The following is a 14,895-nucleotide window of genomic DNA, read 5'->3' as shown; positions in this document are numbered from 1 at the left end:
TCAAGTCCAGTGCGAGAGAACCATCTCCATCTCGACCGTTTCGACCTGCTGCGCAAATCGCTGGTGATAAACGGTGAGCAGCGCGTCATGCGTCGCGTCGGAAGAACTGCATAGCGCGTCCGTAACGAGAACCACGCGATACCCGAAATCGATTGCTCCGAGCACCGTGGCCAGAACGCATACGTCGGTTTCGCCGCCCGTGATGACCAGCGTATCGATATCGCGCTCCGCTAGAAAAGCCCTGAGCCGGCCCTCAAACCAGGGCGAGTAGATGTGCTTGTCGATGACCGCGGCCGGCGGGCAATAAGCGGTCAATGCCGGCAACAGTCCGACCATTTCGTCGCCGATACTTTCGATCGTCATCGAGGTCCAGCGCTCATAGTAGCGTCTCCATGTGCCGACACCCTGCCCCGGCTTCTGGGCAGGCAGGAAGCGCGTGAAGACCGTCTGCTGTGCCCTCCTTTCGACCAGGCTCTCGATGCGAGGCAGGACGCGAGTGATCCAGGGGGTTGCCCATTGTGACGGCTCGGCAAACAGCCGCTGCATGTCAACACAGACATGCATGCAGCGGTCGCCCAGAGGCCCGTATGTCAAACCCGGCATCGACATCAGGAAATCCGTACCCGGTCGGATTCTTTCACGAGCTTTTCCTTGCCGTCGGAGGCATCGATCAGAACGTCCCGTGCCGGCACTCGTTCCTCATCGCTTCAGGAACCGACATCAGCCATCGACGTTTCCGCCTCATGGATCCGATGCCGTTCGCTGGTAGAGCGCATCGGTGAGGCGAACGGCGCTCCGACGAAATCCTTGAGGCAAGGAACAAAGGCCCCGGCAGTGGAGATGAACTCGCAAGAAATTCCGATGGCTGCCATTTATCAGCATTTAGACAAGCGGCCGGGACAGCGACGATGAGCATTTTCTATCGAGCGGCCAAGATTGCGGAACAGGTTCACGCATCGCAATGCGACAAGACTGGCCAACCCTATATCGAGCATTGCCGACGTGTCGTCGACGCTGTCGAGACGATGGATCAGAAAGTCGTCGCCTATCTGCATGATGTCCTGGAAAAAGGCGAAGGCTGGTCTCGAGCCAAGCTGGAAGAGACCGGCTTTGGACCGTCGATTGCTTCCGCGGTCGATGCCATGTCGCGCAGAGACGGCGAGGACTATTTCACGTTCGTGCGGCGGGCTGCATCGAATCCGCTGGCGCTGCCGGTAAAACGTGCTGACCTCGAAGACAACATCTGGCAGTCACGGCAAATTGGGGCCTCGACAGCCAAATACGAAGAAGCCTTGCGCATCCTCGATGAGGAATTCTCCGAGCGCTAGCAAATGCCCGCCAGCGGTCCAACGATACTATTCCCCGATATGTGGCGTGTGCCGTTTGTCCTCCACCGGATCGATATCGATGCGCGCCTTTTCCGGATCGAAAGCGCCATGACGTGCAATGGCCCGCGCTGCCGTATCCGGCGTCTCGTATGTCCACATGAAGTCGTCGGCCGAGCCACCGACAGCATGGACACGCCAATAGCTCGCGGTTCCCTTCAGCGGTGAGCTGCTTGTCGTATTTGTCTTTTCGAAAAGGTCGAAATAGATGTCCTCGAAAGGGATATAGAACACCGGCTCATGTCCCTCTTCCCTGAGTATCCTCGCATGCTCCGTAGCCGCGACTATGGCGTCGGAAAATCGCACCGTCACCGCGCCGGCAAACGGTTCTATGGTCAGTTGGTGGTGTTCAGTAGTTGCGACTGGAGTTTGCATCCGAATTCTCCCTGGCTATCGATTGATCGCGAGACGGCGTTCCGGTCCGCCATCCATGGAGACGAAATGCGCGGCGATGCATCAGGTTCCAGCTTGTCCGATGAAGCCGAAGGCTGCCGAGCCAAGCGCTTTATTGCCTGCCGTAACTGTCGAGAAAGCTCGCCAACAGTCGCGAAACCTCGTGTGGGGCCTCACGTGTTGGGAAGTGCCCGACCGCATCCAGGATCACTCGTTCGTAGGGCGCGGTGAAATGCTCCTCCAGCCCTTCCGACGATGCGGTCAGCACAACACGGTCGTCGCCACCATGAAGCGTCAAGGTCGGCACCGTGATGATCTTGACCGATGTTTGCCGGCGGGCCAGCTCCGCGTAGTGGGGATCGGGCTCCGCCTCGCCCCAGCGAACCCGATAGGAATGCAGCGTCACATCAGGCCAATCCGGATTTTCGAAGGATGCAGCCACTTCATCGAAAATGGCATCGTCGAACCAGCCCAACGGGCTCCAGCTGTCCCATTGGAATCTGGCGAATTCCTTGCGGTTCTTTCGCACGAACTCGGCGCCCCGCGCTGTTGCCATGAACCATTGATACCAAAATGCTTTCGCCTGTTCAGGCGCTGGCGTTGCCGGCTTGCCGGGTTGCCAGCCAAGCGATAGCGCGGCACAGCAACTGATGCGATCGGGAAAAATCGAAGCCAGGAGGTAGGAGATCCGTGCTCCCCAGTCGTGCCCGACGACCGCAAAGCGGCTGAGGCCAAGCGCGTCGGCAAAGTCCAGCACATCCTGCGCCATCGCAGCAATTTCGCCGGATCGCATGGTTTCTTTCGACAGGAACGATGTCCGTCCAAAACCTCGCAGCCACGGCGAAAACGTCCGAAAGCCGGCCTCATGCAGGACCGGCGAAATGCGCGCGTAAGTGGTCGCGTCGTCCGGCCAACCATGCAGCAGGACAACGGGCGCGCCGCTTTCTGGCCCGCCACCGAGATAGGCGATGCGCAGCAGTGGCGTATCGCAAGATGAGACGGGGTTCATTTGCTCTCCGGCGCTGTAACCGGCTGGTCGCCGCCAGTCGTCGACTTGGGCCTGGCATCCTGGTCGACCTGCGGGTTCTTGTTGATGGCGTCGGTGTTGGCTTTCGTCGGTTCGATGCTGTTATCACAGGCGCCGAGCGCAAGAGCCGCAGCCAACACCAGAAGCGACAAGGATCTTTTCATCGAAACCTCCTCTGGCTGATATTCGACAAACGAGGCTCCGCGAATTTGGTTGCCTGGGTGGCGCTCGGGCCAGCCTTCAATCCTTCGAGCTTTTTGAGCCGGCGCTGACTGTCGGGTCAGGAACGATAGGGCCGCGTTCGGCCTCCGGACCTTCTCCCTCTATCTCCTGCACGGCTTGATCCCAGTGCTCCTGCTCGCGCCCGGTCGGACGGCCCTCCCGCTCCCAGATCTCGTAGGCACGCCGTTTGATGCGCTCTTCCCTGCTGTCCATGACATTCGATCCTCCGATCTATCAATCTCAATTCCGGACGATATTTTTTGTTCCTCTCTGCCGGCAGAGAGCCGCCGCGGGCGCTGCGTTTCAAACAAGACGCATGTGGATGCGAGCTCAAACCGCTTGGTTATTGCCGTACCGACGTTTTTTCGTGACATGCCGGCGCTGTCGGATTTATGTATCCGACTGTTGATCTGCGCCCTGCACGCCTGGCCTCCACCATCGTCCGATGTGCAGTGCCCTGATCGCCCCGGATCGAAAGACATCACGGGCATTTCGAGACCAAGGTGACGCCCATGCGGGAATTGCCGAAAGACATCGACGCCGATGTAGTGATCGAAATCAGCAAGCTCCTGGACGACAGTCCGCTTTTCGTCCCCGTGCGGGTTCATGAGCTTGCAGCCAGGGTGAGGCAGAAGGTGAAGACAGGTCTGCCGGACCTCTCGATCGAAGAACTGATCGTGGAAATGGCCTCCGTTCGCCAGTTGGCCATGGCGTTCGATCTGCCTGGATCGGAGAATGTGGTGCAGATTCCGATTCGTTATCCGCGCCGCTAAATTCATTGCTCGCTGGGCTGACGCCATGCGCCGTTATCTCTTCTGCCAATCGATCGCACGGCTTACCGTCAAGACGTCGTCGGGAACCTAACGTGCGACTGCGGATTGAGTGCCCGCGAGGGTTCGAATCCAGGTCATTGCGATGCCCCTTAGTCCGGATTGGCAAGATATAGCGGCACGGTTGGTTTTGACCGTGCTTGCCGGCGCGCTGATAGGATTGGATCGCGAAGCGCGCGGTCACGCGGCAGGGCTGCGGACAACCATTCTGGTCGGACTGGCCGCCGCTCTCACAATGTCTCAGGCAAATCTGCTGCTGGGAGTCAGCGGCAAAAATCCCGATTCCTTTGCATCCATGGACGTGTTGCGCTTTCCGCTTGGCGTGCTGACCGGTGTCGGCTTTATCGGCGGCGGCGCCATCCTTCGCCGCGGCAACCTTGTCAGCGGAGTCACAACGGCCGCCACATTATGGGTGATGACGGCGATCGGACTGGCGTTCGGCGGCGGCCAGTACGGTTTGGGGCTGGCTGGGACGGCGCTGACCTTGTTGACACTTCTCGTGCTGAAATGGATCGACGTGCACATTCCGCGCGACCATCACGCCGAACTCGATATCGCCTGGAAGGCGGGAAAGACCGGCGATCTCGGCGAAATCGTCAAGCCGCTCGGTTACCGGGCACGGCTGGTCGGAATGGAGCGGCGCCCGGATCACCACGACCCTGTATTCTCATTTGAAATTGGCTGGACACGACCGGACCGTAGCGGCCCGCCGACGGATTTGCTTTCGCTCTTGGATCAGCACTGCGAGGTCAAAAAATTCAGCCTGGTCAGCGAGCCGGCGCACTGAATGGAATTCCCTGTCGGTTCGAAGAGCGCTCGGCCTTTGTCGTTTTTGGCAGTCACGCCATCTTGGAACAAAGTTTTTTGGTTCAAGTTTACCCAACGAAGGGACGAGCTTTTCCCAGGAGATTTCTCATGAAACATGTTCTCATGACCAGCATGCTGGCGATTGGTCTCGGCTGTGGGGCGGCGATGGCCCAGACGCAACAGCCAGCCGAAAGCCAATCAGGCGCTGACACCAATTGTGCTTCCGGGACGGATAACTGCCAGACCGGTTCGAAGATGGGCGAGCAGGCGCAGGGGAAGGCTAAGGCCAAGGTCCAGACCGACGAGCAAGCCCAGGGCAAGGCTGGTGCCACCACGGATCAGCAGGCGCAGGGCAAAGCCAAGGTCCAGACCGACGAGCAGGCCCAGGGCAAGGCCGGCGCCAACACGGACCAGCAGGCGCAGGGCAAAGCCAAGGTCCAGACCGACGAGCAGGCTCAGGGCAAGGCTGGCGTCACCACGGACGAGCAGGCGCAAGGCAAAGCCAAGGTCCAGACCGATCAGGCCCAGGGCAAAACTCCTGCACAGGATACGACTTCGACCGGCTCGATCAACAATGTTACGGTTGAGCAGAAAACCCAGATCACCCAGGTGATCAGGGAGACGAAGATCGAGCCGGTAGCCAGCGTCGATTTCGACATCTCCATAGGCGTGGAAGTTCCGCGGCACAAAATCAGGCTGCATCGTTTGCCGGCTCGCATCGTCAGAATTGTCCCGGCTTACGAAACTTATGAATATTTCCTGCTTGCCGACGGTCGGATCGTCATCGTCGATCCGGATACGCTCAAGATCGTGCTGATCTTGACCTAACAGTTCCGGCCACTGGCGGTCCGCCCCGCCCATGTCGGGGTGGGCCGAGAGCGCTGGCGAGAATCTCTCTCCTATCGCCCCGGGCACGAAGGACGCCCTCACCATGATGACTCAGCAGCGTGATGGGTGAAAGCCCTATGCACTCTTGCGCTTCGCCGCGATCGACTTCGCCTTGGTGGTGGCCTTGCCACCCTCCTGCGCCAGGCTTTTGCGCAAAATGTCGGCGAGATTGACGACGTTGGTCTTGGGTTTTGGCGCCGGCTTCGGCGGCTTCTTGCCCTCGCGCTTTGCCTCGATCATCGCGATGAGCGCGTTTTCATAGGTGTCTTCGAATTTCGACGGGTCGAATTTGGCGGGTTTCTTGTCGATCAGAAGCTGGGCGATTTCCAGCATCTCCGGATCGACCTTACGGTCCTTCAGGCCTTTGAATACCGACTGCGCCGAGATCATCTCGTTGTGATTGCGCAGCTCGGTCAAAAGCATGCCTTTGCCTTCTGCCTGAATCAACACTTCCCTGCCGCGCTGGTACAGCACCACGCAGGAGCGGGCGGCCACCTTCTTGTGTGCCATTGCATCCCGGATCACAGCATACGCTTCCGCGGATGCGGCATCGGCAGGAACAAGGTAGTAGGGTTTTTCGAGATACCGGGCATCGATGTCATCAATCGGCACGAAGCCGCCAACCTCGAGCGTGTGCTGCGACACCAGCTTGAGCTTCTTGATTTCAGCCGGCTCGATCCGAACGAAGTCGCCTTTTCCGGTCTCATAGCCTTTCAGCTGGTCTTCGGCTTCGACCGTTTCGCCTGTTCCATCGTCAACATAAGCGCTCCTGACCGGCAATCCGTCCTTGCGGTTCAGGATCTTGAAGTGAATTCTTTCGGCCTCGGTGACGGCACCGATGATCTTAACCCCGCATGAAACCGATCCGACCTTCAGGAAGCCTTTCCAGGCAGCACGCGGCGCAACCATAGCAATCCTCACAACTTGCCGATGGATTCTGAACGAGTGGTGCCGCGAATGGTTCCTGGTTTGATTGCGGACAAGCCTGGCGACCCAGCCACGATTTTTCGGAACCGTCCTCACTTCGACAGCGACTTGGGGCTCGGCGCCTCGAGCATCGACGAGTTCCGCCACATCACGGTTGCCCTGCCGCACATGGACGCCTGCTAGTACAACAATTGGAAAATCATGACCGCCGCCGCCAGCGTCATGATGCATGTCGCTACCCAGCCCACCAGACGCATAGCCGTCGGTACAACAGCATTCCCCATCACGTCGCGTCGCGCCGTCATCAGCATCGTCACCACCATTACCGGGACCGCGACCACGCCGTTGACCACCGCACTCCAGTAGAGCGCTTTGATCGGATTGACAGGCGTAAAATCGAGACACGCACCAAGGAACGTCGCCAGCGCGATCGTTGCGTAGAACGCTTTCGCCTTCAGCGGTTCGCGCTCCAGCCCGATCGGCCATTTGCGCGCCTCGCCGAGCGCATAGCCGGCCGACCCGGCAAGGACCGGAATTGCCAGGAGCCCTGTTCCGATGATGCCGAGGGCAAAGATTGTGAAGGCGAACTGGCCGGCGACGGGTTTCAGCGCTTCCGCCGCCTGGCTCGAGGATGTTATGTCGGTGACACCCCCGGCATGCAGTGTGGCGCCTGCGGTTATCATGATGGCAAGCGCCACCAGATTCGAGAATGCCATCCCAACATAAGTATCCAGCCGAATGCGCTTAATGGCGTGGGCTGACTGCCGCGGTGCCTTTTTCAGAGGCTTGCGTCGGGGATTGGCTTTTTCTTCTTCAACCTCCTGCGAGGCTTGCCAGAAGAACAGATAGGGGCTGATGGTCGTTCCGAAAATGGCCACGACCGTGGTCCAGAACTGCGGGTCTGGCGACAATGTCGGGATGAACAATCCGCGCGCGATTTCCGCCCAGGGCACGTGCACGAACAGGATCGTACCGAAATAGGCAAACAGCGAGACCGTCAGCCATTTCAGGATCGAGACGTAGCGGCTGTATTTCAAGAATATCTGAAGAACCACCGATATGCCCGCAAAAAGCGCGACATAGAGCAATTGCGGGCCGCCAATGATAAGCCGCAGCGCATCGGCCATGGCACCAAGGTCGGCGCCGATGTTGATGGTATTGGCGATGAGAAGAAGAAAAACAATCGCCTGCAGCAGCCAGTTTGGATAGTAGATCCGCATGTTGCCGGCGATGCCCCGGCCAGTGGTCCGGCCAATGCGCGCGCTGATTTCCTGAACCACCGACATCAGTGGGTAACTGAATAGCATCGTCCATGTCAGTCCGTAGCCAAATTGCGCACCAGCCTGTGAATAGGTGGCAATGCCGCTCGGATCATCGTCGGAGGCTCCGGTTATCAAGCCCGGCCCGAGGACGGTGAGAAACCGTGATTTGAGTGCCCTCACCCAACCGGAAACATCGGCGTTCAGCGCTCGCTCCTTCGCTGTCGTTTAATCCGGGCATTACAAAGGGCCCGCCGCCCCCTGAGAAGCGACGGGTCGGACATTCGCCTCAGGTGACGCTAGATGCGCCCGAGCACGACCAAGATGATGATAATAAGCAGCACCAGACCAAGACCGCCGCCACCATAGTAGCCGGTGCCGTAGAATGGCCCGCCGCCAAGTCCACTAAAGCCGCCAAGCAATGCAAGAATCAGAATGATGATGAGAATGGTGCCGAGACTCATGACGTTCTCCCGTCTGCAGCTTACCTCCGTTGCGAAACGCAGCGGCGCCCGCCTGCTAAGACTATGAACTCGCCACAAGCCTTCCTGTTCCCGGGCGAGGTCCACTGGTTTTGACACGTCGGTTCTTGACAGTTTCAACATGCCTTGAACAAAGTCACCCCGCGACGCCTGGATAGCCTTGGCCTTTCAACAATCCAGCGAGATGGGCGGTGTTGGACGCAGCCATTTCAATCGCGCCGGAGACCTTCTCCGGTGTTCCCGGCAAGTCGACATAATTGACATCACCCATGGCTTCGCCAACCCAATAGATCCCGCTATTGGCGGGAATGGTGAAGCCAACGTCGTTCAGTGCTTGAAAACATTCGGCGTGGCAGTGATGCGCCCCGTCCTCGTTGCCGACGATGGCCACCAAAGCCACCTTTCCTGCCGCCGGCATGCGCCCTTTGTCGTCGGTCTCCTCCAGAAATGCATCCATTCGCTCCAGAACGCGCTTGGCCACGCTCGAGGGCTGGCCGAGCCAGATTGGCAGCCCGAGCACGAAGATGTCGGCCGCCAGTATCTTCTTCCTGAGTTTCGGCCAATCATCGCCCTTGCCCATATCGGAAAGCACACCTGGCTTGATATCGTGATCGACCGAACGCACGATCTCGCCTTTGACGCCGTACGGCACCAGCGCCGCCAGGACATCGGCAAGCAACCGGTCCGTGGAGGATTTTTCTCTGTCGTTCGAAGCTTTGAGCGAGCAATTGAGGGCGAAGGCCGTAAGTGGCATGTGAGATCTCCTGCATTATCCCAGCCAACTGCAATCGCCGCAGCTCCCACGCGGCGGCGCGTTTATGCAACTTGTTGCGGGATTGCTTGGCATTTAACGCTGAGGGTAAAGGCTTGTTCCGCGGACGGGCCACTCGACCTGGCACGAGAATTCCCAGGTTTTTGCCATCCCTTGCGGAACCAGAAAGCAACCATATCGGTTCTTGAGCAGCCGCTTCGCACTGGGCGGCGAGAAGTGGCTCCCCTCCCACTTCGTCACGGTCCCGCCGGCTCCGAGCCGGCGGGATTTTGAGCAATGACGCCTGCTGGGAACGGGCGGCGACGTCGAGCAACGCGGCTGACCCAATCGGCAACCTATTCGACCGACCGTCGTTTCCCCGGAATTCTTGCGAATGGATACAATGCTCGTCCAGACTCCAGAAGTAAGCGGCGTGCGGTTGGCGGTGTCCGTGGCCGGCGATCCGGCGCGGCCGGCCCTGATCCTTCTCCATGGCTGGCCCCATTCCAGAGAAATCTACGATGGAGTGCTCGACGAACTCGGCAAGCGATACTTCACTTTGGCTTTCGACCTTCCGGAGATTGGCGGGTCGCGAGGTGCCCCGCCATCGGCGGAGAAGAAAGTCCTGGCAGATATCGTGATTTCAGCCGCCGAGGCGATTGGCGCCAGGTCCATGGTGGTTGCCGGCTTCGACGTCGGCGGCATGATCGCCTTCGCCGCCGCGCGCTATTACGGTGACCGCATCGTTGGCGCGGTGCCGATGAATACGGTCATCCCCGGCCTTCATCCATGGGCTGATGTAATCGCAAACCCGGCCATCTGGCACTTTGCGTTCCATGCGGTGCCGGAGTTGCCGGAATTATTGGTGACCGGCCATCAGCGTGCGTATTTCGACTTCTTCTTCGATCTTCTCGCTGGCCGTCATGGTGCCGTGACGAATGAAATGCGGCAGATATTCACTGCGGCCTATTCGAGGCCGGAGGCACTCAAGGCCGGCTTTGACTGGTATCGCGCATTTGAAGCGGATGCCAAGGCCAACGCCGTTCGGGCAAGCATCGAGGTTCCACTTCTCTACATCCGCGGTGACGCTGACTTCGGATCGATCGACGACTATCTCGAAGGTTTGAGGCTATCGGGTGCGAAGAACGTGCGAGGCCATGTGGTCGCCAATTGCGGCGAGTTTCTGCCTATCGAGGCACCGGAGGCATTCGTCAGGGCGGTGGCGGAATTTGCGCCGAGATAGCACACGCAAATGCCGCTCAGCGCCCTGCGGTGCGAAGCGCCGATATGAAAACCAGCAGCAGCGCCAAGGCGTTGAGACCCGCCGCGATGGCATGCGAATATTCCCATTGGCGCCGGAGCAACTCCCAGTTTTCGGGCAGAATGGTCCAATTCCGCGTTGCCCGATTGATCGGATATGTCAGCGTCCAGAAGGCAAACTGCGTGGCGCCGATGCTGAGAAAGGCGACCACGATCAAACCAAACGATCCGCCTGATCGATAAAGCAAAACTGCCAGAGCAGCCGTCGAGAGCAACGCCCCCAGCACCACGATGCCAAACAGGCTCCAGCCATCATAGGCGCGTTGCGCGGCCAGATAACTCGTCCCGTCGAGCTTCATCTTGTTGAACATCGCGAAGAGATGCGCGCCGGCCGGGATGAAAGCCAATGCAACGAAAATGAAGCTGATCACTCTCAGACCATAGATCGGCATATCCGGTCTCCTCTCGAGGAGAACAGCTAGGGCAATCGACATGGTTGGAAAGGTGGTTTGAATTGTGCAGCCAAGCCCGATTTACCCGCAAGCCTGTGAGTACGCAGTGGGTTGCGGAAGTCACGTCGCGCTGTGCACCAGCGTTGAAGAGGAACAGCTGGCGTTCATCGTGAGAGCCCGTCGCAAAGCCCCAGCATTCTGAAAGGCCAGCGTGAGGCACAGGGATCTTAAGCCCGCAATGTCCGCAAGGTGATCGAATAGCGGTGCTCGGCAAGCGGCGGGATGCTGTGCTCCCATTCCGTGCGCGAGGGACCGGTCATGAGATAGGCCGACCGTGGCTCGACGAGGATGGTCTTTCGATCCCATCTGGTGCCGTTCTTTCGCCGGAGGCGGAAACTGCAAGGCGCCAGCAGCGAAACACCCGCCACGTCTTCGAAATGAGGCTTGTCGCGGTGCCAGCCGATGCCAGCGCCAGACTGGTACTCGTTGATCAACACCTGCGCGAAAGCTTCGGCTGGCCGGCTAGCCAAGACCGCGACCTTCTTGCGCAGAGACAACAGAAAATCAGGTATCGGGGGCGCCTCCACGACTTCACGCCGCTCGTAATCGTAGCGCAAGCCAAAACCGACGACGCGTCGGTTTGCCGGATGGCCATGAAAATCAAACGCTTGAAAAGGCAGGCCTTCCAGGTGCCGGGCGAGTTCGGTTTCTTCTTCCGGTGTGATCAAGTCGGGCCGATAGAAGAAACCCTCCGGCAGATCGTCGGTGGCACCGAAGAGATCGGCTTGGCGCGCGGGAGCGGCAGTCTTGGATTTGAGCGACGGCATGGTCCTTAGATGGTGAAGCGAACCTATCCGGCAACCTCCAGATTGTTTCCAACGGCGTTGTCGAAATCTTCCAGAACGGTCGGGCCTCGCTCATCCAGCTTGAGCGAATTTCTGATCGTCTGAAATCTCGCCATGACAATGCCGGCATTCCCGGCGGCAATCGGAAAACTCCGTGTGCTTCAACAGGCGGCACTCCGAGCTCCGTCACCTGCGTTATCCAACGGAACGGAGCGGCCGCAAGACGGTTGAGGTTTTGGCATCGCGTCCTCGGGACCAGAGATCAATGAACATCTTTCCACTGCCGCTCGACATCCGTCCAATGGAGGCGAAGATTGCCGACGCGATCCCCGAAAAAAATGGGCCCTGGCAGTACGAACCCAAATGGGATGGATTTCGCTGCCTGGTATTCAAGAATGGCAATGCCGTGGACTTGCGCGCCAAGTCCGGAAAGCCGCTCGGCCGCTATTTTCCTGAGATCATCGCGGCGGTACGCGACCTCAAGAGTGGGCATTTCGTCATCGACGGCGAGATCGTCATCGAGGTCGATGGCACGCTCTCCTTCGAAGCGTTACAGATGCGTCTTCACCCTGCGCAGAGCAGAATCCGTAGGCTGAGCTTGGAAACGCCCGCCAAGCTGATCCTCTTCGACGTGCTTGCCGAACCCGGCGGTCGGATCATCACGGACAGACCACTTGCCGAGAGGAGGCGGGCGATCGAGGATTTCGTGACCTCCTCGGACAATCCGGATCTTCGTCTGTCGAAGTGCACGCATGACAACGCCACCGCAGCACAGTGGCTAAGGGGAGCCGGACATGGGTCGACCGACGGCATCGTCGCCAAATTGCTCGAGGGTCATTATCTGCCCGGCCAACGTGCAATGGTAAAGGTAAAGCGGCTGCGTAGCGCCGATTGCGTCGTCGGTGGTTTCCGCTACCTCGCTGGCAGTCGTGACGTCGGCTCGCTGCTCCTCGGTCTCTACAATGATGACGGCAAGCTCGACCATGTCGGCTTCACCTCGACCATCGGCAACAATGACAGGGCAGCGCTCACGAGAAGGCTGGAGGGGATGCGGGCTGAGCCTGGGTTCACCGGCAAGGCGCCCGGTGGGCCGAGCCGTTGGAGTACCGAGCGCAGCGGAGAGTGGGAACCGCTGAGACCCGAACTGGTGGTTGAGGTTCGCTTCGATCACGTTACCAGCGACCGGTTCCGCCATGGCACCAAGCTGCTGCGCTGGCGCCCGGACAAGGCACCACGGCAATGTACGTTCGAGCAGATCAAATAGCCTCTCCTGCGTTCGCTCTTTCACGATTTCGGTACCCGGCACATGTCTGCCCATATTCAGCAATCCGCGTGACAGATAGCGGTAGTGGTGAGGCGTGGCAGGAGTGGAACCGGACAATCCCCAGCGGGTTTTGTCCGAGTGACATCGGGTGCCGACATGCCGTCGACTGTGATCCGCGACACGAACTACGACCCCGCGACCAGGATCCTCTCCGTCTGGTTCGTGCCGAGCGGTATCCGCTATGACTATGAGGACGTGGCCCCAGCAACCTACGCCGCTTTCAGAAAGGCCTCATCCAAAGGCCGTTTCTTCAATGAATTCATTCGTGATCGCCACAAATATCACCGCTTTGGGGAACGGCAGGCCGTCGGGAAATGAAGTGCTTAATCACGGGCCGTGCGGGGTCACTGTCCTGACAGCTTCTGCTTGATCTTCTTTATCATGCCGTCGTGAGATTGACCCATGAAACGGTTCTCGATCCCGGCCCATTCAGACATGCGCACGATGTCCTCGAAGCCCGCGAGGTCGACGCTTGCTTCCGGCACCAGCGGCTTGCCTTGCCGCAAATCGTCGAGCGCCTGCTGCAGGGCATGGACAGCACGGAACAAAAGCGTCGTCGGATAAAGGATCATGTCGTAGCCCATTTCATGCAACTCGGCAGGCGATTGCCAGGGCGTCTTGCCGCCGCGCTCCAGAATGCTCGTGGCTAGTGGAACATTTCTGAACGCCTCGCCGACCTGGGTCAGCTCCTCCACGCTGGTCGGCCCCTCGACGTAGACACCGTCGGCGCCGGCGTCGAGATAGCGCTTGCCGCGCTCGATCGCATCGCGCAGCCCGTGCGGCTGCCGCGCATCGGTGCGGGCGAGCAGGAAGAAATCCGGGTCGGTGCGTGCCGCGACGGCGGCGCGAATCTTTTGCTCCATGAATTCCGGCGCAACGACCTCCTTGCCAGCCGTGTGGCCGCAGCGTTTGGGTGGCTTCTGGTCCTCGACGAACAGAGCCGAGGCACCGATCGCCTCGTAGCTCCTGACGGTGCGCGTCACGTTCTTGACGTCGCCATAGCCGTCGTCGCCGTCGATCAGCACCGGCAGGTCGGAAGCCTCGACGATCTCACGTGCCCTGGCATGCTTTTCGCCAAACTGTTCGAGATCGATGTCGGGCACCGCGTGCATGGCCGCGACCATGGCGAACCCGCCGATCTGATAGGCCGGGAATCCGGCGCGCTCGATCAACCGGGCCGTCAGCGCGTCGCCCGCCGACGGCAACACCAGCGGCGCGTTATGATCAATCATCGATCTCCAGGATAGACGCCGGACCATTTTCGAACCTCCCGTCGGAAACGCGAGCGATAGATCGAGGTTCCAGGCGCTTTCGAGAGAGTGTTTGGCCCGACATTGTGACAACGCCGAAGCTGACACGGTCAAAGCGCCGATTTCGTGAGGCTCGCACGTGCCGAGGGAGGCAAAGGGCGGCGATTCACCTCAGCGGAAGATCTTGCGGATTTACCGGAAGCGCTCGCGGGTACCGATCCGGCCGGTGGTTTGCATCTGTTTTGAGATCACGATCATGGGCGTCGAGACGCCGGCTGGCACTTGCAACGATATCCCGGTTGCAAGTCGCGCCGGTTCAGCGCAATTCGTCCGAACCGTCAGCGACACCCACGCGATGCCGATAGACCATTTCCCATCCCTTCCAGCCTGTAAACAGCAGGATGAGAACCACTATCAGCGAGAGGATCAGGCCGGTGGGAACCACAGCCGCCTCCCCATGTTCGTATCGGGAGTACCAGTTGTAAAGTTCGATCAGGACGACGAGTATATTTCCCCCTGCATGAAGCCATGCCGTTGTGAGATTGCGAATCTGAACATCGCCCAGAACGTCGGTCAAGCCGGCAAGAGCGGCCAGGGCCGCCATTATCAGGCCCGCTCCGAGAAGCCACAGTGAACCGGTGACCCATCCCGGATTGCCTGTTCGCCAGAAGATCAAGTCGCAAACGAAGGTAGCAACAAAAAAAGCGATAGGGAATGGAATCAACATGGGATGAATTGGATGGCCGGCGACGCTGGCTGTGCTGTGCGGGTTGTGGGTCATCGTGATGCCTCC

The 14,895-nt window shown here is 59.3% G+C and carries 20 protein-coding genes; 7 read left to right on the top strand and 13 right to left on the bottom strand.

Translation table 11 applies throughout. The annotated features are described in order from the left end of the window. Window positions 1–609, bottom strand: a complete 609-nt coding sequence (locus NKJ06_RS00885) for a cysteine hydrolase family protein (RefSeq protein WP_352808588.1) — start codon at window positions 607–609, stop codon at window positions 1–3. 299 nt (window positions 610–908) lie between these two features. Here NKJ06_RS00885 and NKJ06_RS00880 point away from each other — a divergent pair, with 299 nt between their 5' ends. Continuing rightward, window positions 909–1,328 carry an HD domain-containing protein gene (locus NKJ06_RS00880; RefSeq protein WP_352808586.1) on the top strand — a complete coding sequence of 140 codons (420 nt, stop codon included), beginning with the start codon at window positions 909–911 and terminating at the stop codon, window positions 1,326–1,328. Between the two features lie 27 nt (window positions 1,329–1,355). On the opposite strand, the gene NKJ06_RS00875 is transcribed toward NKJ06_RS00880, so the two are convergent. From NKJ06_RS00875 to NKJ06_RS00860, 4 genes are all read right to left on the bottom strand, one after another. Beyond that, a complete protein-coding gene (locus tag NKJ06_RS00875) occupies window positions 1,356–1,760 on the bottom strand; it encodes a DUF427 domain-containing protein (RefSeq protein WP_352808585.1) in 405 nt (134 codons plus the stop codon). 130 nt (window positions 1,761–1,890) lie between these two features. Beyond that, entirely contained in the window at window positions 1,891–2,787 is an 897-nt protein-coding gene (locus tag NKJ06_RS00870) for an alpha/beta fold hydrolase (protein ID WP_352808583.1), read from the bottom strand. Further along, the gene (locus tag NKJ06_RS00865; RefSeq protein ID WP_352808581.1) at window positions 2,784–2,969 is read right to left on the bottom strand and encodes a hypothetical protein; all 186 of its coding nucleotides are present in this window, start codon (window positions 2,967–2,969) and stop codon (window positions 2,784–2,786) included. Before NKJ06_RS00865 ends, NKJ06_RS00870 begins: the two co-directional genes overlap by 4 nt. Window positions 2,970–3,045: 76 nt before the next feature. Then, window positions 3,046–3,240, bottom strand: coding sequence for a DUF2934 domain-containing protein (locus tag NKJ06_RS00860; RefSeq protein ID WP_352808579.1), 195 nt, complete (start codon window positions 3,238–3,240; stop codon window positions 3,046–3,048). A 299-nt stretch (window positions 3,241–3,539) separates the two neighbouring features. Between NKJ06_RS00860 and NKJ06_RS00855 the strand changes: the two genes are divergently transcribed. The 3 genes from NKJ06_RS00855 (at window position 3,540) to NKJ06_RS00845 (ending at window position 5,492) form a co-directional block, all read left to right on the top strand. Further along, the gene (locus tag NKJ06_RS00855; protein ID WP_352627210.1) at window positions 3,540–3,800 is read left to right on the top strand and encodes a hypothetical protein; all 261 of its coding nucleotides are present in this window, start codon (window positions 3,540–3,542) and stop codon (window positions 3,798–3,800) included. 142 nt (window positions 3,801–3,942) lie between these two features. Beyond that, window positions 3,943–4,644 carry an MgtC/SapB family protein gene (locus NKJ06_RS00850; RefSeq protein ID WP_352808625.1) on the top strand — a complete coding sequence of 234 codons (702 nt, stop codon included), beginning with the start codon at window positions 3,943–3,945 and terminating at the stop codon, window positions 4,642–4,644. Between the two features lie 128 nt (window positions 4,645–4,772). Then, window positions 4,773–5,492, top strand: a complete 720-nt coding sequence (locus NKJ06_RS00845) for a DUF1236 domain-containing protein (RefSeq protein WP_352808623.1) — start codon at window positions 4,773–4,775, stop codon at window positions 5,490–5,492. Between the two features lie 135 nt (window positions 5,493–5,627). Here the strand turns inward: NKJ06_RS00845 and ku are convergent, their stop codons facing one another. From ku to NKJ06_RS00825, 4 genes are all read right to left on the bottom strand, one after another. Next, the gene (gene ku, locus NKJ06_RS00840; RefSeq protein WP_352808621.1) at window positions 5,628–6,461 is read right to left on the bottom strand and encodes a non-homologous end joining protein Ku; all 834 of its coding nucleotides are present in this window, start codon (window positions 6,459–6,461) and stop codon (window positions 5,628–5,630) included. 197 nt (window positions 6,462–6,658) lie between these two features. After that, window positions 6,659–7,921: an Nramp family divalent metal transporter gene (locus NKJ06_RS00835; protein ID WP_352808578.1), complete on the bottom strand. Its 1,263-nt coding sequence runs from the start codon at window positions 7,919–7,921 to the stop codon at window positions 6,659–6,661. A 116-nt stretch (window positions 7,922–8,037) separates the two neighbouring features. Next, window positions 8,038–8,202, bottom strand: a complete 165-nt coding sequence (locus NKJ06_RS00830; RefSeq protein ID WP_352627205.1) for a DUF3309 family protein — start codon at window positions 8,200–8,202, stop codon at window positions 8,038–8,040. 154 nt (window positions 8,203–8,356) lie between these two features. After that, window positions 8,357–8,974 carry a flavodoxin family protein gene (locus tag NKJ06_RS00825; protein ID WP_352808576.1) on the bottom strand — a complete coding sequence of 206 codons (618 nt, stop codon included), beginning with the start codon at window positions 8,972–8,974 and terminating at the stop codon, window positions 8,357–8,359. Between the two features lie 391 nt (window positions 8,975–9,365). Between NKJ06_RS00825 and NKJ06_RS00820 the strand changes: the two genes are divergently transcribed. Further along, window positions 9,366–10,214 carry an alpha/beta fold hydrolase gene (locus NKJ06_RS00820; RefSeq protein ID WP_352808574.1) on the top strand — a complete coding sequence of 283 codons (849 nt, stop codon included), beginning with the start codon at window positions 9,366–9,368 and terminating at the stop codon, window positions 10,212–10,214. A gap of 16 nt (window positions 10,215–10,230) precedes the next feature. Here NKJ06_RS00820 and NKJ06_RS00815 read toward each other — a convergent pair whose 3' ends face one another. Together NKJ06_RS00815 and NKJ06_RS00810 are read right to left on the bottom strand one after the other, a co-directional pair. Next, on the bottom strand, window positions 10,231–10,683 hold the full coding sequence (locus NKJ06_RS00815) for a hypothetical protein (RefSeq protein WP_352808572.1): 453 nt from the start codon (window positions 10,681–10,683) through the stop codon (window positions 10,231–10,233). Between the two features lie 227 nt (window positions 10,684–10,910). Continuing rightward, entirely contained in the window at window positions 10,911–11,510 is a 600-nt protein-coding gene (locus tag NKJ06_RS00810; protein ID WP_352627200.1) for an alpha-ketoglutarate-dependent dioxygenase AlkB, read from the bottom strand. A gap of 283 nt (window positions 11,511–11,793) precedes the next feature. Between NKJ06_RS00810 and NKJ06_RS00805 the strand changes: the two genes are divergently transcribed. Then, window positions 11,794–12,792: an ATP-dependent DNA ligase gene (locus NKJ06_RS00805; protein ID WP_352808619.1), complete on the top strand. Its 999-nt coding sequence runs from the start codon at window positions 11,794–11,796 to the stop codon at window positions 12,790–12,792. Between the two features lie 156 nt (window positions 12,793–12,948). After that, window positions 12,949–13,170 carry a KTSC domain-containing protein gene (locus tag NKJ06_RS00800; RefSeq protein WP_352808570.1) on the top strand — a complete coding sequence of 74 codons (222 nt, stop codon included), beginning with the start codon at window positions 12,949–12,951 and terminating at the stop codon, window positions 13,168–13,170. A 26-nt stretch (window positions 13,171–13,196) separates the two neighbouring features. Here the strand turns inward: NKJ06_RS00800 and NKJ06_RS00795 are convergent, their stop codons facing one another. Both NKJ06_RS00795 and NKJ06_RS00790 read right to left on the bottom strand, forming a co-directional pair. Beyond that, complete coding sequence (locus NKJ06_RS00795) at window positions 13,197–14,084, bottom strand: isocitrate lyase/PEP mutase family protein (RefSeq protein ID WP_352808568.1); 888 nt, start codon at window positions 14,082–14,084, stop codon at window positions 13,197–13,199. A gap of 334 nt (window positions 14,085–14,418) precedes the next feature. Further along, complete coding sequence (locus tag NKJ06_RS00790) at window positions 14,419–14,883, bottom strand: DUF2231 domain-containing protein (protein ID WP_192259672.1); 465 nt, start codon at window positions 14,881–14,883, stop codon at window positions 14,419–14,421. Between the last annotated feature and the right edge of the window lie 12 nt (window positions 14,884–14,895).

The sequence above is a fragment of the Mesorhizobium sp. M0293 genome (genome assembly GCF_040321735.1).
Lineage (GTDB): Bacteria > Pseudomonadota > Alphaproteobacteria > Rhizobiales > Rhizobiaceae > Mesorhizobium.
Note: the sequence above shows the minus strand (reverse complement) of the source record. Positions and strands in the feature narration are given on the sequence as shown.